Source organism: Vibrio sp. KUL78, assembly GCF_059725505.1.
On record NZ_AP045837.1, the window covers coordinates 1,264,258 to 1,279,191 of the forward strand.

A 14,934-nucleotide genomic window follows, 5' to 3' on the forward strand; every position below is an offset into this window, starting at 1 on the left:
GGAGATGGCTGTGATTAATCAAAAAACACTCACCATCGCTGCAGTGATTTCACTCGCAGGCTGTCAGTCATCAGCAGGTATCGAGAAAAGTCGACCACAATCAACAAGCCACGAGAGCCAGAGCGTATATGAGATCCAGTTTGCTTCTGCTAAACGCTTTAATGATGCAATGCAACAGCTACACGATGACAGCGTTCAATATTGCCGCGCCAATCGTAGTTTAGAACAGGTGAAAGCCACTTGGCGACAGGGGATGGAAAGTTGGATGCACCTTCAGGGACAAGAACGAGGCCCTGCTAACGCATTAGAGCAAAACTGGAACATCCAATTTTGGCCTGACAAGAAAAACACCACTGGTAGAAAGATGGTGGCAGCAACTAAGATCGACTCTTGGGATATGGCGTCTGTTCAGTCTCAAAGTGTGACGGTTCAGGGGTTAGGCTCAGTGGAGTGGTTATTGTATGACACCGCATCAACTATCAGTGCAGGTGGGATTAAAGAATGCTCTCTACTCGCAGCAGTGACTGAGTCTTTGGTTGATCGCTCAAACACAATTGTAGAGGCTTGGAGGATTAATCCTTGGTCTGAACTGGATACCAAGGCTTGGCATGCTGAATATTTGGCAATGCTCTCTAATCAGCTCGACTACAGCATGAAGAAGCTATCCAGGCCGCTTGCGAAGATAGGTTCTCCACGTCCTTACTTTTCTGAGTCATGGCGTTCAAACCGCTCTCTCTCGAACTTAAAAGAGAACATTATTGCGATGCAGTCTTTGTATCTCGCACAAGGAGAGGGCTTAGATAACATCTTGAGAGCTAAAGGTGAGTTCGCGCTTGCCGACAACATCGTTCATCAGTTTGAAGATACCCTTGAAACGTGGCCAGAAGAATCGAGCCTGTTTGAGATGCTACAGACCAAAGAGGGCTATAGAACCGCGCTGGCTCAGTTCAATAAGTTGGAGCAGCTTAAGTATCTCATTAACGAAGAAGCATCAATTAAACTAGGTGTGGTAATAGGGTTTAATGCGACCGATGGCGATTGATATTTCAAAGCGCAATTTTACGAAGGCGTTAACGATAGGGACCTGTGCGCCTTCCTTGCTTGCTGCTTGCGCAGCTAACAATAACAGTTCAAAGGTAACCGATGTCCATGGTGCGCTGAACAAGTCTGAGGCCTTAATTGGCGGAGCCATACGTCGGCAAGGACAGTTCGAAGTCGTGGTGTATTCAGCGGCTGGCCAAGCTCGGCATCAGATCCCTCTTCCTGACAGAGGGCATGGTGTGGCTATTGCGCCAAACCAAGAGCATGCGGTCATGTTTGCCCGTCGTCCTGGTAGTTACGCCATGGTCTTTAACTATGTTTCAGGGAATATTGATACCCTAATACCAGCCCAGAGCGATCGCCATTTCTATGGGCATGGTGTGTACTCGAACGACGGTCGTTGGCTTTACGCCACAGAAGGGGAACGTTCGACAAGTCATGGAATCGTGGGTGTGTATGACGTTGAAAATGGTTATCGTAAGGTTGAAGAGTTCTCTGGATTTGGAATTGGACCTCACGAAATCATCACCATGTCTGATGGAAGGTTAGTGGTTGGTGTCGGTGGTGTTCATACCCAAGATCGCTCGCCACTTAATCTAGATTCGATGAACCCAAGTCTTAGCTATCTCTCAGAATCCGGTAAGCTGCTTGAGCAAGTATCGTTGCAAGATAAACATAAAAGCATCCGCCACCTAGCCCATGACGGGGAGCATACCGTCCTTTGCGGTCAACAATATCGAGGCGAACCCGATGACTATGTGCCGCTAGTCGCGATGCATCGAGAAGGAGAGGCACTTGTTGAATTGGGTGGAGAGCCAGAAGATTGGGCTCGCTTTAATCATTATGTTGCGAGTATCGCTGCCACTGAATCCCATATTTTAGCGACCTCCCCAAGAGGTAACTGTTATGGTATTTGGGATAAAGCAACGCGTGAACTTCTGGAGATCAATGCGTTACCTGATGCGTCTGGAGTCGTAGTAAAAAACGGTGAATTTCATGTGAGCTCAGGGATAGGCAGGGTAGTAAAAATAAATGCAGATCTCGCCAAACAAACCTTTGTCTCGGGGATTCAATGGGATAACCATTGGAGCGCAATCACATAAATGAGACGCTAACTGGTTTAAACTAAATTAACACTTTTAGAAGTGTGATTTCTGCCATACTTAAAGACTCTGTCTTAGGAGGTGGGTAGATGCGAAACTGGTTAATCATGCCGAGCATTCTGATCTCGGCACTCTCAAGTTCGGTGGCTGTCACGGCTGCTCCAGACCAACTCGTCTCGGATTCAAGTGAACTGACGTCCTATTCGGTGAAACACATCGAGCCCATTCTCAAATCAAGTCAGCAGGAAACTCACTCGACAAGTAACGTAGACACGCTGCCACAGGATGAGCTGCTTTACCCTGAGCTTGTGGAGTATCTTTATTCTCGTCTGCAGCGGATTCAACTTTGGAGCGATCAAGAGCTCAATGCACAGGTAAATCTTCAGCTAGACGTTGTTCGTTTAGCGGGGTTTAGCCCAATATTCCAAGAGCGTGTTGAGATGCTGCATGATGCGTTCCAACAACAAGACAAATCTCGGTACGACAGACTGACCACAGATACTTTCCTTCTCTATATGAGCTATGTTGCTTCAGCAGCAGACAGCGGGAAAGAGTGGTACTTTACAACCAGCCTGCAAGATTCTTTGCCAAGACCATCTGCTACAGAGGTAGACATAATGGTAACGGCTTTTGAATCTGGGCAAGAGACGGATTATGTTCGTAGCCTCGCTTCTCCGATGATTCAGCAGCCCGGTTTTGAAAATGTCTATATTGACCTTTTAGCCAAGTCACAGGTGGAATTTCCTGCTTATGAACAAGCGGGTCTATTGCGACGAGGTGATGTACTAGCACCCGAGCAGTATTTGCATCTGGTTGAGAGATTGCAGGCGTCAGAGATCTATGCCGACATAAGGGAAGATAACCTTTTTTGACGATACCTTGGATTTAGCAGTTAGAGAATTTCAGCAGCTCTATGGACTTAATGATGACGGCATTATTGGCCCTAACACGATCGAATGGCTCAACAAGTCTGCTAATGACAAACTAAGAATCCTGGCGTTGAATTCTGAGCGCTCTCGTTTGTGGCCTCAGCAGCGCGAGAATATTATCTTAGTCAACGTTCCTAGTTTCCAACTTAAGTATTGGGATGAAGGAGAAACACGTTTTGAATCGAGAGTGATTGTTGGCAAAACCAGCAGGCAAACGCCTATCTTTGAGACCAAAATGGACTCGTTGATACTCAACCCTACCTGGAATGTGCCATGGAAAATCATGGTTAAAGACATTATTCCCAAGGTGAAAAGGGATCCGACCTACCTATTTTCACAGCGCTTTGAAATTATTGAAGGGTGGACCAATCAGAATCGTATCGACCCAACGATGATTGATTGGCAAGAAGTGAATGCTAAGCGCTTCCCATACCGAATGCGTCAACAAGCCGGGGAGTTGAATGCCTTAGGCCAGTATAAATTTAATACTCCTAACGCACAGGCGATTTTCTTGCACGATACACCGAGCAAACACCTTTTCAACGAGAGCCTAAGAGCCTTCAGCTCAGGGTGCGTGCGGGTAGAACATGCCGATCAGTTTGCGCAGGTATTGCTTGAGGTACAAGGTAAAAGCTTAGAAGAGGTGGCGTCGAATAGACCCAACAAAGCGGTCGCCTTCAAAGAGCGCATCCCAGTACATATCATCTATCAAACCGCATGGTTGTCTGATGGAAAAGCGCACTTTCGTGGTGATGTCTATGACTACGATGCTAAACGCAACAATGTGGAAGACGCCGCGCTTTCAAACAACAGATAGTTCCTAGTCTGATATCCAGACACCTTTAGAGCTGGATCTATAAAGCCATTGTCTTACCTTAGGTAGGGTGATGGTTTTTGTTTTTAACCACCTTAATAAGTAGGGACTTGTTATTCACAGACGAGAATGTCATAGTCGCGCTAGTCAAAGAAATATAGGGTTTATCATGAGTCTCAAATATCAAACTGTTCCCGTCACTACTTTCGCCCAAAACTGTTCAATTGTTTGGTGCGATGAAACCATGAAAGGTATTGTGGATTGACCCAGGTGGTGACGTGAAGCAACTGCTGATGTTGGTAGAGCAACTCGGTGTATCTGTAGAGAAGCTGGTATTGACGCACGGCCACTTGGACCATGTTGGTGGCACGGTAGAGATGGCGGAGTCATTGAAAGTAGATATTGTCGGTCCACATAAAGCAGATAACTTCTGGCTACAAGGCCTAGAAGGTCAAAGTCAAATGTTTGGCTGGCCGCTGACAGAAGCGTTTGAACCGAATCAATGGTTGGACGAAGGGGACGTTGTGACATTTGGTAATCAATCACTGAATGTAGTTCATACTCCAGGTCATACTCCAGGTCACGTGTGCTTATTCAACGAGGAAGCACAACTCGCTTTTGTGGGTGATGTGCTGTTTAACGGTAGTATCGGTCGTACTGACTTCCCGCAAGGTGACCACGCGACGTTGATCAATTCGATCAAAACAAAACTGTGGCCACTGGGTAATGATGTTAAGTTTGTACCGGGTCACGGTCCAGAGTCTACTTTTGGACGCGAGCGCGTTTCAAACCCGTTTGTCGCCGACGAAATGCCACTATACTAACTTCCTGCAGTCTTTAGACTCAGCGAAGTCGTGACGGCTCGCCGCTGCTTGATAGCGTCGAGCCAGTCCCACAAAGTCCTCACCGGCTCTGTCCAAGTCCGCTTCTGCAATAAACACATCGTATCCATAGAACTCACGCTGATGCTTCATTCTGTTTGCGAGCATGGCAAGTAGCCCTCTATACTCCACGCCACCTTCATCAATGAAGGGCTCAGAATCCAAAACAATGTCTTCGAATGCCTGTGCCGGGTTGGTTTGTTGATTCCCGATGTAGAGCAGGGCTCGCTGGCTAAGTAGGATATCAGTGGCGATGCGTGGACAAATGGCGTTTAGATACGGACCGTACTCTTTCACTCTGATCCCAATCCATGGTAGCGGCTTATGCCAGCCTTCTTGATGTTGAGTACAGATCCCAATGCGCTCTACATTCGCCCATTGAACTACCCAGCCGCCTTTAAACAAGTGCTGCTGTAGGTGGGTATTGGTCAGCGTAAAGGTAACGCGGCTTTTTTGAAGCATAAGATAAGCAAACCCCATCACACCGACGAAAATGGCAATAAATAGCCATGCGTGTTCCCATGAGGGGGAAAGTAATAAGAAGCAAAAGCAGACTAACGCGCCCACTCCAACGAACAGCTTAACCGTCGGAGATTCCCATGTGTAATGATGATTGCTGAGATGTAATGTATCCATAATGCTTGCCATAAGTGAGTGCTGACATGGCTTTATACTGGTAAAACAACCACAAAGTTTATTGTTTAAATAATAGTCATTAATGGCCAAAGACGGCATTTTTGTCTCGACTTTGTGTCAAGCCCCTACAAAAGCATTCAAAATTTTGGTATAAAACGCGCTTCAAATTTTGACCACTGCCTCGATGCAGTGAATTGGAGAGAAAACTCGATGAGACTTGCTCATAAGCGCAAAGTGCAATCAAAATTGCAAAAGCGTATTAAAGCGGTAGTTGCGAACACAGCCGCTGCAACAAAAACAGCAAAGCCTGTTGTAGCAAAAGCACCTGTAGTTGAAACCGCAACTGCGACAAAAAAAGTTGATGTAGCCCTAACTCCTAAACAGCAACAAGTACTAGACATCGTTGTTAAGAACGCTGAAGGCATCAACCCGAAAGGCATCGGCCTTGAAGCTGGTCAAGAAGACGCGAAAGCGGCATCTTGGGCAACTGGCGCTCTAAAGAAACTTCTTGAAGAAGGCTTAGTAGCGAAAGAACAGCTTGCGGGTAACAAAGTGATCTATAAAGCGCTATAAGCGTTCACTTTGCCCAATTTCAAAAAGACCCCTCGTGTAGGGGTTTTTTTGATCTTAGCGATACGCTTATCGATAAATGTTAGCGACTGATATCACAAAAGTAGCCATACTGTAATATCTGCCTGATAATAAATGCGTACGTATTTACCCATTTTTAGATTGGGTTTCAGAAAAATAACAGATTGAATAATAACCAGAAAGTATATTAAGTGTCCAAAAGACTACGTAGTTCTACGTAATACCAACGTCTAACCATCCTAATTTACTTAATTATCACTGCGTGCTCGCACGAATACCCGTTATTCAGAATTCCATCCATAGTTACCTCGAATGTGAAACTTGGAGTCGCATACGCGGCTTCAACAAGGAACCTACTCAAGGAACTGAATAATGAGTCTAATCAAGAAATCAGTATCACGTGTCATGAAGAGCACGGCCATTGTAGCAGCGACTTGCCTAGCTTTTGTAGCAGGGTCAGCAAACGCTGATGACAAAGTCTATCGCCTAAAACTTGCTGAAACATGGGGGCCAAACTTCCCTATCTTCGGTGATGCCACAAAGAATATGGCAAAAATGGCCGAAGAGATGTCCAATGGTCGTCTTCAAATCCGCATCGACTCATCAAACAAACACAAAGCGCCATTTGGTGTGTTTGATATGGTGAAATCTGGTCAGTACGACATGGGTCACTCTGCGTCTTACTACTGGAAAGGTAAAGTGCCAAATACCCTCTACTTTACGACTATGCCTTTTGGTATGACGGCACCTGAACAGTACGCTTGGTTCTATCACGGCGGTGGTATGGAGCTAATGGAAAAAGTGTACTCACCACACAACCTAATGTCTTTCCCTGGCGGTAACACTGACGTTCAGATGGGCGGTTGGTTCCAGAAAGAAATCAACAGTGTTGAAGACCTACAAGGTCTGAAAATGCGTATCCCTGGTTTCGCAGGTGAAATCCTAGCGGAAGTAGGCGCTAAGCCGACAAACATTGCCTCTGGTGAGCTCTACACGTCACTAGAGCGTCGTACGATTGATGCTCTAGAGTGGGTAGGTCCTTCTCTTGACCTTCGTATGGGCTTCCACAAAATCGCACCTTACTACTACACAGGTTGGCATGAGCCAGCGACAGAGCTTCAGTTCTTAGTGAACAAGCGTACTTGGAACAAGCTGCCTGACGATCTAAAAGCGATTCTTCAAATTGCTATGAAGACAGCCGCTTATGACATGTACATCCAATCAACGCACGAGAGTGGCAAAAACTGGGCAACGATCCAGACTGATTACCCAGACGTGAAAGTAAAAGACTTCCCGAAAGAGGTTATCGATGCCCTACGTGATGCGAACGACAAACTGCTAAAAGAGCATGCTGAGAAAGACGAGATGGCGAAAGAAATCCAAGCTTCTCAAGCGGCTTACCTAGAGCAAGTTCGTTCTTGGACAGACATTGCGTCGAAAGCTTACCTCAACAAGTTCGACAACTAGTCTCACTTCAAGTGGCGCATCTCCTGCGCCACTTTTTTCAAACCCTTAGTCATACGCCCCAAATCATAACTATTAACGAAACTTGGCGGATAGGCGGAAAGTTGTATGCGTAGTTTAATTTACATTGAAAGACTGTTTAACAAGGTAGCCGATGTTCTCGGTTGGTTATCCAGTATTCTTTTCTTACTTTTATTAGTGAACGTGGTTTATGACGTAGTAATGCGCTACGTGTTTAACGACGTATCCATTGCGTTCCAAGAAATGGAGTGGCATTTGTTCTCGGCAGTATTCTTACTTGGTGTACCGTACGCGATAAAAGCGGGTGGGCATGTACGAGTGGATGTGTTCTACGAGCGCTTATCGATGAAAGCTCAAGCCATTATTGACCTTCTAGGCACCTTTATATTTTTGTTCCCATTTTGCCTACTGGTGGCTTGGTTCGGTATCGATTTCGCAAAAGAGAGTTTTGAACTGGGCGAGACGTCAGGCGACCCAGGCGGTCTACCTTATCGCTGGGTAATCAAAGCGATGATTCCACTTTCATTCTTCTTCATGGCGATTGCCGGATGTGGTTTGGTTCTCCACTCGTTGAACAAACTGTTTAACCCACACCTCATGTACGCTAAATCTTCCGACTCAAAAGAATAAGGACATTTTCATGATCGGTATTGTGATGTTTTTTGTAGCCTTATTCGCGCTACTTCTCGGTTTTCCAGTTGCGTTCACCTTCGGTGGTATAGCACTCATCTTCGGCGTGTGGGCGGAAGGCATGGACATGTTCGCCTTTATGCCTTATCGAATTCAATCCATTATGGAGAATACGGTATTGATGGCCGTCCCACTGTTCGTGTTTATGGGGCTCGTTCTTCAGAAAACCCGTTTGGCAGAGCAGCTACTTGAGTCTATGGGGCGTCTGTTTGGTGGTGTGCGTGGTGGTATCGCAATCTCTACTGTTTTGGTAGGCGCACTGCTGGCTGCCTCGACGGGTGTTGTGGGTGCATCCGTAGTAGCAATGGGGCTTATCTCCTTGCCAGTTATGCTTAAGTATAACTACGACAAAGGACTCGCGTGCGGCACGATCTGCGCATCGGGCACCCTAGGTCAGATTATTCCACCTTCGATTGTCTTGATCCTTCTGGGTGATGTATTGGGTGTGCCTGTTGGTGACTTGTTCCAAGCTGCCTTGTGGCCTGGCTTTGTGCTTGTTGGTGCTTACGTTCTCTACATTTTGATTTTTGCTAAGTTAAACCCAGAAAGCGCTCAGCCAATTCCTCGTGATGAATCGATTTCTCGCTCGGAAGAAGTAAAGACCGCGCTTAAAGCGATTATTCCTCCGCTTGCTCTGATTGTTGTCGTACTTGGCTCTATTTTCGCGGGTATCGCTACACCGACAGAATCGGCAGCTCTTGGTGGCGCTGGCGCGATTGTATTGTCACTTGTTTATCGACAGTTTAGTTGGATCATGCTTTACGATGCATCGAAAGAGACAGTAAAAGTAACCGCAATGGTCTTTGCTATCCTTTTAGGTGCGACAGCGTTCTCAATGGCATTTACCTATACTGGCGGTGATATGCTAGTGGAAGAGTGGATGCTAGAGTTGCCGGGTGAGAAGTGGGGCTTCTTGATCATTACTATGGTAGTGATCTTAATCCTTGGTTTCTTTATCGACTTCGTAGAAATCTGTTTCATTATCGTGCCGATGATTGCACCTGTTGCAGAGCTGATGGGCATCAATATGACCTGGTTTGCGATCTTGATTGCGATGAACCTGCAGACCTCCTTCTTGACGCCGCCATTTGGCTTTAGTCTATTCTATCTAAAAGGGGTCGCACCAAATGGGGTTACAACCAGAGACATCTATCGCGGCGTTATGCCATTCATTGCGATTCAGATAGTGGTGCTCGCCTCGATCCTCATGTTCCCAGAATTCTATGGAATGTGATCAGGTCTGCGTTAGCTCAGTCTAGAGATTCATTTCATTGCAACTCATTGGTAATGTTAATGAAAAAGAAAAGCTGCACTTTGTGCAGCTTTGTTTGTTGAGTGAGCGCTTACCAGAATTGTCAGGACGACCGTAGTAAAGGACTTCTATGCCGTTAAAAGCCAAGCTCATCCTGCTAACCTTGATCCCACTGATAATCGTGACCGCGAGTGTGAGTTGGATAACCCTTCATCAGGCAAAAGCATTGGGTGAGAATGAGATCAGTATCTTTCGTGAGAGCTTGATTCGAACCAAAGAGTCGGCGCTTAAGGACAGCGTTGAGCTTGCTTTCGATGCGATTGACCATGCCTATCATGACCCTACTTTGTCCGAAGAAGAAGCAAAGAACGAAGTCAGAGAGACGCTTAACCGTCTTCGATATGGCTCCGATGGTTACTTTTTTGCTTACGACAAACACGGCACCAATCTAGTACATCCGATTCTTCCTGAATTGGTCGGGCGCAATCTACTTAAACTCCAAGACCAAGATGGTGACTATCTGATTGAGGCCTTGTTGTTCCAAGCTCAAGCAGGAGGAGGCTTTCACCAGTATCTGTGGCAAAAACCGTCTACTGGTGAGACGGTGACAAAGCTCAGCTACGCCGCATGGCTGGATAAATGGGAGTGGATGATTGGCACCGGGCTTTATATTGAGGACGTGGCACAAGAAGTGGCGGTGCTGCGTGCAGCAATAGACAAGAACATCGAAACCACCATGTTTTCTATCGTCACTATTTTTGCTGTGACTGTTGCTGTCATTATTGTTTTGACGCTCGCTATCAACTGGCATGAACATAAACTAGCCGATAAGAACTTGAAAGAGCTCGCTCATAAAACGGTAATGTTTCAGGAGGATGAGCGTAAACACCTAGCGAGGGAACTCCACGATGGTGTGAACCAGTTGCTGGTATCGAGTAAGTGTCATCTGGAGTTGCTCGATACTCGAGATGTCGATGAGCGTTCGATGGGGCACCTTAAGCAGTCTCAATCATCGCTGTCGGAAGCTATCATGGAAGTACGTCGTATTTCCCATCATTTAAGACCCAGTGCACTTGATGATATTGGTCTTGAAGCGGCGATTACTACCTTGCTTCAAGACTTTAGAACTTACTCTATGGCCAACACAGAGTTGGTGCTGGATACGAAGACACCAAAGCTTAAATCTGAAGTGGCGACTACACTTTACCGTGTAGTTCAGGAATCTCTGAATAATATTGAGAAACACGCGAATGCCACCAACGTAACGGTTTTCCTCAAACGCTTTGGGGATGTCTTGCAGCTTATTGTTACTGATGACGGAATAGGATTCGATGTTGGTAATGCCATGAATAGCCGTGGAATAGGGCTCAGAAACATGCGAGAGCGGGTAGAGTTTATCGGTGGTGAGTTTGAGCTTATTAGTGAATACGGAAAAGGAACAGAGATAACGGTGTTATTGAACTTGGAAGGAGCGGTGTGATGAGCGACCAAATCAGAGTTGTTATTGTCGATGATCATCAAGTTGTGCTCGAGGGGTTCATGGCTCGACTAGAGCGAGAGCCCGACATTCATGTCGTAGCAACAGCAAGCAACGGCTTAGAAGCAGTAGAAGTCGTAAAGCAAACGGTGCCAGACGTAGTATTGATGGACGTGAGCATGCCTATCATGAACGGTATCGAAGCCACCGAGCTACTAAAGACAGAGTTGCCTTTTGTGCGCGTACTTATGCTTACCATGCACGATAATCGCGAGTACATTATGAAAGTCATGCAGGCTGGAGCGGTAGGCTATATGCTAAAAGAGATCTCCGCTGAGAAGATGGTGCAGGCAATAAAAACAGTCCACCAAGGTTCAACCTACTTCTGCGAGTCTGTTACACAGACCCTGTTCTCGCAAGAGATCACACCAACCGCGGCGAAGTCCAATCCACTAAGCAGAAGGGAAGAGAGTGTGCTTAAGCTCGTAGCTCAAGGTTGCAGCAGTAAAAAGATAGCGCAGCTACTGAACATTTCTTATCGAACAGTAGAAACGCACCGTCAGAACATCAAACACAAGTTGGATCTTCACTCTACCGCAGAGCTCGCGAAATACGCGTTAGAGAATGGTTTGTCTTAACCTTTGGTTCTCCCCCTAATATAGGGGGAGCTAGAGGGGGGTAAAGTGCGATGCAATCACAACAAGTGCTCAGCCTACGGCAGCGCGCCCGCAATGTACTCCCATCGCATTTTTATCAAATAACCTACGCATCAATAGCAAACTTCTGTTATAAAATGCGCCCAATATCAGTGAACGTTTGGAATTAGTTTTGGAAAAACACGAAGAAGTCTTAGTAGCGTTACGTCAAATCATTCGAGCTATCGACCTGCATTCTAAGAAGCTAAAGAAAGAGTGTGGCCTAACGGGACCACAGTTAATCCTTATGAACACCATCCGAGACATGGGTGATGTGACAATTCGTGAGCTCTCCAACTCTACAAACATCAGTCAGGCCACCGCAACAACCATCATTGATAGATTAGAGGCACAAGAGTATGTGCAGCGGGTAAGAAGCCAGCAAGATAAAAGAAAAGTTCATGCGGTGCTGACCGCGAAAGGTGAAGAGGTGCTAAAGAGCTCACCGCCGCCACTACAGGATAACTTTGTACAGAAGTTTCAAGCACTAGAAAGTTGGGAGCAAACGCTACTGCTCTCATCTATTCAGCGTATCTCTCTGATGATGAATGCCGACGATATCGACGCTGCACCTGTACTTCAGCTAGACAGCAATATATCGAAAAACTAGGCTTGGTTGACGTAAAGCTTACTTTTTGAACGTATCAAAGTAAGGCTATCTATTTTGGGCGCATACGAGTTCGTATGCGCTTTTTTATTGCTTCAAATCTACACTTTTAAGTAATACTCATTCGAACACTAATCATTTTTCAGTGGACTAAGATTGTGTGAAATTTCGCCATAAAACTTACATGCCGTGAAATTACACTTATAATTTGGTAAAGTACGCGCCTGAAAAGTAGATTAATGCATGTTCTCAGCGATTGTTGTACGCCAATATCGCCGTAAATAGAACATTAAATGCTTTGAGTTAAAAGCAATTTAGTCATAGAGAGGATTAATGACAAAGGGTATTGATAAGTACAGTATTGATAGTACTGACTACACCATAGGACAGGATAATGTCCAGAAGTGGGGGTTTGATGTACACAACCCTGTGTTCGGGATCAGCGCGGGCTTTATCGCGTTGCTCCTAGTGATGACCGTGATCGTAGATGCTGATACAGCGAAGTCCGCACTTGATGGGATCAAGTGGAGCATCATCAATAAGTTCGACTGGTTGTTTATGTGGTCAGGCAACATTTTTGTTGTCTTCTGCTTAGCTTTGATCGTGACACCATTTGGTAAAATCCGACTCGGTGGTACCGACGCAGTTGCCGACTACTCGTTTATGTCATGGCTTGCCATGCTATTCGCTGCTGGTATGGGCATCGGCTTGATGTTCTGGAGTGTGGCTGAGCCAGTCGCTTACTTTACCGGTTGGTATGAGACACCGCTCGGCGTAGAAGCCAACACAGAGCAGGCAAAAGAGCTCGCGATGGGTGCTGTGATGTTCCACTGGGGTCTGCACCCGTGGGCTATCTATGGTGTTGTAGCGCTGTCTCTCGCATTCTTCGCCTATAACAAAGGACTGCCGCTATCAATGCGCTCGATTTTCTATCCAATCTTAGGTGATAGAGCGTGGGGGTGGGCTGGCCACGTAGTGGATATTCTGGCGGTTCTGGCGACTTTATTTGGCCTTGCTACTTCTTTGGGCCTCGGGGCTCAGCAAGCGGCGAGTGGTATCCAGCACGTGTTTGGCATTGAGGCCAGCATGACGATGCAAGTGATTGTTATCGCGGTTGTTACGCTTCTAGCTGTTGTTTCAGTTCTGCGTGGTATTGATGGTGGTGTGAAAGTTATCAGTAACATTAATATGATCGTGGCGTTTCTACTGCTCATCCTCGTTGCGATCATCGGTTATGCAGTGACATTTGCCGCTATTCCAGACACGCTTTTCGCTTACCTCAAGAACATTATCCCATTGAGTAACCCGCATGGTCGTGAAGACGAAGCGTGGATGCACGGTTGGACGGTATTCTACTGGGCATGGTGGATTTCTTGGTCACCATTCGTAGGTATGTTCATCGCGCGTGTGTCGAAAGGTCGTACGGTACGTGAGTTTATTACTGCGGTTCTGATTGTGCCTACTACCGTGACAATCATCTGGATGTCTGTATTCGGTGGTTTGGCTATCGACCAAGTTATCAACCAAGTTGGTACTTTGGGTGCGAATGGACTTCGTGATGTTCCGTTAGCGATGTTTGAAATGTTCGATGTACTGCCAATGGGTACGCTGCTTTCGATTATTGCGGTTATCTTGGTACTGGTGTTCTTTATCACTTCTTCAGATTCAGGTTCACTGGTTATCGACAGCATCACTGCTGGTGGCAAAGTGGATGCACCTGTTATTCAACGCGTCTTCTGGGCATTTATGGAAGGTGCGATTGCTGTTGCCTTGCTCTGGATTGGTGGTAATGAAGCGATAGCAGCACTGCAAGCGGGCGCAATTTCATCAGCGCTTCCGTTCACGGTAATCCTACTTATGATGTGTGTCAGCCTATTGATGGGTATGAAGACAGAAAAGTACTAAAAGCGCAGTTTGAAAAAGAGCGGTCATTGACCGCTCTTTTTTTTATCCTTTGAAGGTGTGGCTTGCTTTCTCCAGCGCATCGATGTCAGAGGCGCATATCAATGGCTTTAGCGCTTCAAACTTATCTGAGCTCCAAGAATAGATATTAAGCTTTAAAAGACGTTTAATGGTTGGATCGTCGAACCGATGCTTGATGAGTTTCGCGGGATTACCACCAACAACCCCGTATGCTGGGATATCTTTCGTCACCACACTGTTTGCGGCGACAATTGCGCCTTCGCCCAAAGTCACCCCTGGCATAATCATCGCTCTCATACCTATCCAGACGCCATCTTGAATGTGCGTATCACCTTTAGATTGATAGGCTTCATCGATCACGTCCATAAAGGGATAGAGAGAGAACCAGTCTGCGCGGTGCGTATGATTGCCTCCCATTAGGATAACGGCTTCGGCACCAATACAGACATAGTCTCCAATGTAGAGCTGATCAACTGCCCAGCGCGGCTGACGGTGCAAGTAACGCACGACAGAGCTTTCAAAGCCATCATCATAGGCATCACTGTAGTAGCTGTGCGTACCTTTGATGTGGATATTCTTGTTTTTGACGGTTTGATGCAGTAGCTCAAAACGAGTCCAATGTTTGTTATTCACATTAATGTCTCCAATTTGCGTTTAATTTGAATGTTTAGGCAAACTGAACAGCTAGTGAATAAAAGGTCGTTTAAGATATGCGATGACGACGACCGGTAGAGCGAGTTTAATACAGCAGACTTGCATATCGGCGTCTCACGAAAGTAGTAATTTCGCCGAGTATAATTGTGTCGGCTT

The 14,934-nt window shown here is 46.2% G+C and carries 14 protein-coding genes and 1 pseudogene; 13 read left to right on the forward strand and 2 right to left on the reverse strand.

From position 1 onward, the window contains the following. Positions 1 to 13 precede the first annotated feature (13 nt). The 5 genes and pseudogenes from AC6I8Y_RS06155 to AC6I8Y_RS06175 all read left to right on the forward strand — a co-directional run bounded on the left by AC6I8Y_RS06155 (position 14) and on the right by AC6I8Y_RS06175 (position 4,711). The gene (locus tag AC6I8Y_RS06155; RefSeq protein ID WP_498021442.1) at positions 14 to 1,042 is read left to right on the forward strand and encodes an imelysin family protein; all 1,029 of its coding nucleotides are present in this window, start codon (positions 14 to 16) and stop codon (positions 1,040 to 1,042) included. Then, positions 1,023 to 2,144 (forward strand): DUF1513 domain-containing protein, encoded by a 1,122-nt coding sequence (locus AC6I8Y_RS06160; protein WP_498021092.1) that lies wholly within the window; start codon positions 1,023 to 1,025, stop codon positions 2,142 to 2,144. The genes AC6I8Y_RS06155 and AC6I8Y_RS06160 overlap by 20 nt, the downstream gene beginning before the upstream one ends. A gap of 89 nt (positions 2,145 to 2,233) precedes the next feature. Further along, entirely contained in the window at positions 2,234 to 3,016 is a 783-nt protein-coding gene (locus AC6I8Y_RS06165; protein WP_498021093.1) for a hypothetical protein, read from the forward strand. Between the two features lie 7 nt (positions 3,017 to 3,023). Beyond that, a complete protein-coding gene (locus tag AC6I8Y_RS06170; RefSeq protein ID WP_498021094.1) occupies positions 3,024 to 3,890 on the forward strand; it encodes a L,D-transpeptidase family protein in 867 nt (288 codons plus the stop codon). Positions 3,891 to 4,056: 166 nt separating this feature from the next. Beyond that, positions 4,057 to 4,711 (forward strand): annotated as a pseudogene (locus AC6I8Y_RS06175) (MBL fold metallo-hydrolase). Here the strand turns inward: AC6I8Y_RS06175 and AC6I8Y_RS06180 are convergent. Further along, the gene (locus AC6I8Y_RS06180) at positions 4,703 to 5,404 is read right to left on the reverse strand and encodes a DUF2982 domain-containing protein (protein ID WP_498021095.1); all 702 of its coding nucleotides are present in this window, start codon (positions 5,402 to 5,404) and stop codon (positions 4,703 to 4,705) included. The pseudogene AC6I8Y_RS06175 and the gene AC6I8Y_RS06180 overlap by 9 nt on opposite strands. 210 nt (positions 5,405 to 5,614) lie before the next feature. Between AC6I8Y_RS06180 and AC6I8Y_RS06185 the strand changes: the two genes are divergently transcribed. From AC6I8Y_RS06185 to AC6I8Y_RS06220, 8 genes are all read left to right on the forward strand, one after another. Further along, positions 5,615 to 5,977, forward strand: coding sequence for a MarR family transcriptional regulator (locus AC6I8Y_RS06185; RefSeq protein WP_128650186.1), 363 nt, complete (start codon positions 5,615 to 5,617; stop codon positions 5,975 to 5,977). A gap of 390 nt (positions 5,978 to 6,367) precedes the next feature. After that, positions 6,368 to 7,462, forward strand: a complete 1,095-nt coding sequence (locus AC6I8Y_RS06190) for a TRAP transporter substrate-binding protein (RefSeq protein ID WP_234494010.1) — start codon at positions 6,368 to 6,370, stop codon at positions 7,460 to 7,462. Between the two features lie 105 nt (positions 7,463 to 7,567). Beyond that, entirely contained in the window at positions 7,568 to 8,110 is a 543-nt protein-coding gene (locus AC6I8Y_RS06195) for a TRAP transporter small permease subunit (RefSeq protein ID WP_042477437.1), read from the forward strand. 10 nt (positions 8,111 to 8,120) lie between these two features. Beyond that, positions 8,121 to 9,404, forward strand: coding sequence for a TRAP transporter large permease (locus AC6I8Y_RS06200; RefSeq protein WP_394151839.1), 1,284 nt, complete (start codon positions 8,121 to 8,123; stop codon positions 9,402 to 9,404). 148 nt (positions 9,405 to 9,552) lie between these two features. Beyond that, a complete protein-coding gene (locus tag AC6I8Y_RS06205; protein ID WP_252014169.1) occupies positions 9,553 to 10,902 on the forward strand; it encodes a cache domain-containing protein in 1,350 nt (449 codons plus the stop codon). Beyond that, the gene (locus AC6I8Y_RS06210) at positions 10,902 to 11,537 is read left to right on the forward strand and encodes a response regulator transcription factor (RefSeq protein ID WP_128650185.1); all 636 of its coding nucleotides are present in this window, start codon (positions 10,902 to 10,904) and stop codon (positions 11,535 to 11,537) included. The genes AC6I8Y_RS06205 and AC6I8Y_RS06210 overlap by 1 nt, the downstream gene beginning before the upstream one ends. Positions 11,538 to 11,727: 190 nt before the next feature. Continuing rightward, positions 11,728 to 12,204 (forward strand): MarR family winged helix-turn-helix transcriptional regulator, encoded by a 477-nt coding sequence (locus AC6I8Y_RS06215; RefSeq protein ID WP_042477435.1) that lies wholly within the window; start codon positions 11,728 to 11,730, stop codon positions 12,202 to 12,204. Between the two features lie 330 nt (positions 12,205 to 12,534). Then, complete coding sequence (locus tag AC6I8Y_RS06220) at positions 12,535 to 14,106, forward strand: BCCT family transporter (protein ID WP_394151844.1); 1,572 nt, start codon at positions 12,535 to 12,537, stop codon at positions 14,104 to 14,106. Positions 14,107 to 14,148: 42 nt separating this feature from the next. On the opposite strand, the gene AC6I8Y_RS06225 is transcribed toward AC6I8Y_RS06220, so the two are convergent. Then, positions 14,149 to 14,757 (reverse strand): CatB-related O-acetyltransferase, encoded by a 609-nt coding sequence (locus AC6I8Y_RS06225; RefSeq protein WP_498021098.1) that lies wholly within the window; start codon positions 14,755 to 14,757, stop codon positions 14,149 to 14,151. Positions 14,758 to 14,934: the final 177 nt, after the last annotated feature.

Excerpts from the sequence above, each read along its gene's own strand:
- AC6I8Y_RS06160 (WP_498021092.1), top strand. The coding sequence starts at position 1,023 with ATGCGACCGATGGCGATTGATATTTCAAAGCGCAATTTTACGAAGGCG.
- AC6I8Y_RS06165 (WP_498021093.1), top strand. The coding sequence starts at position 2,234 with ATGCGAAACTGGTTAATCATGCCGAGCATTCTGATCTCGGCACTCTCA.
- AC6I8Y_RS06180 (WP_498021095.1), bottom strand. The coding sequence starts at position 5,404 with ATGGATACATTACATCTCAGCAATCATCATTACACATGGGAATCTCCG.
- AC6I8Y_RS06185 (WP_128650186.1), top strand. The coding sequence starts at position 5,615 with ATGAGACTTGCTCATAAGCGCAAAGTGCAATCAAAATTGCAAAAGCGT.
- AC6I8Y_RS06190 (WP_234494010.1), top strand. The coding sequence starts at position 6,368 with ATGAGTCTAATCAAGAAATCAGTATCACGTGTCATGAAGAGCACGGCC.
- AC6I8Y_RS06195 (WP_042477437.1), top strand. The coding sequence starts at position 7,568 with ATGCGTAGTTTAATTTACATTGAAAGACTGTTTAACAAGGTAGCCGAT.
- AC6I8Y_RS06200 (WP_394151839.1), top strand. The coding sequence starts at position 8,121 with ATGATCGGTATTGTGATGTTTTTTGTAGCCTTATTCGCGCTACTTCTC.
- AC6I8Y_RS06205 (WP_252014169.1), top strand. The coding sequence starts at position 9,553 with ATGCCGTTAAAAGCCAAGCTCATCCTGCTAACCTTGATCCCACTGATA.
- AC6I8Y_RS06210 (WP_128650185.1), top strand. The coding sequence starts at position 10,902 with ATGAGCGACCAAATCAGAGTTGTTATTGTCGATGATCATCAAGTTGTG.
- AC6I8Y_RS06220 (WP_394151844.1), top strand. The coding sequence starts at position 12,535 with ATGACAAAGGGTATTGATAAGTACAGTATTGATAGTACTGACTACACC.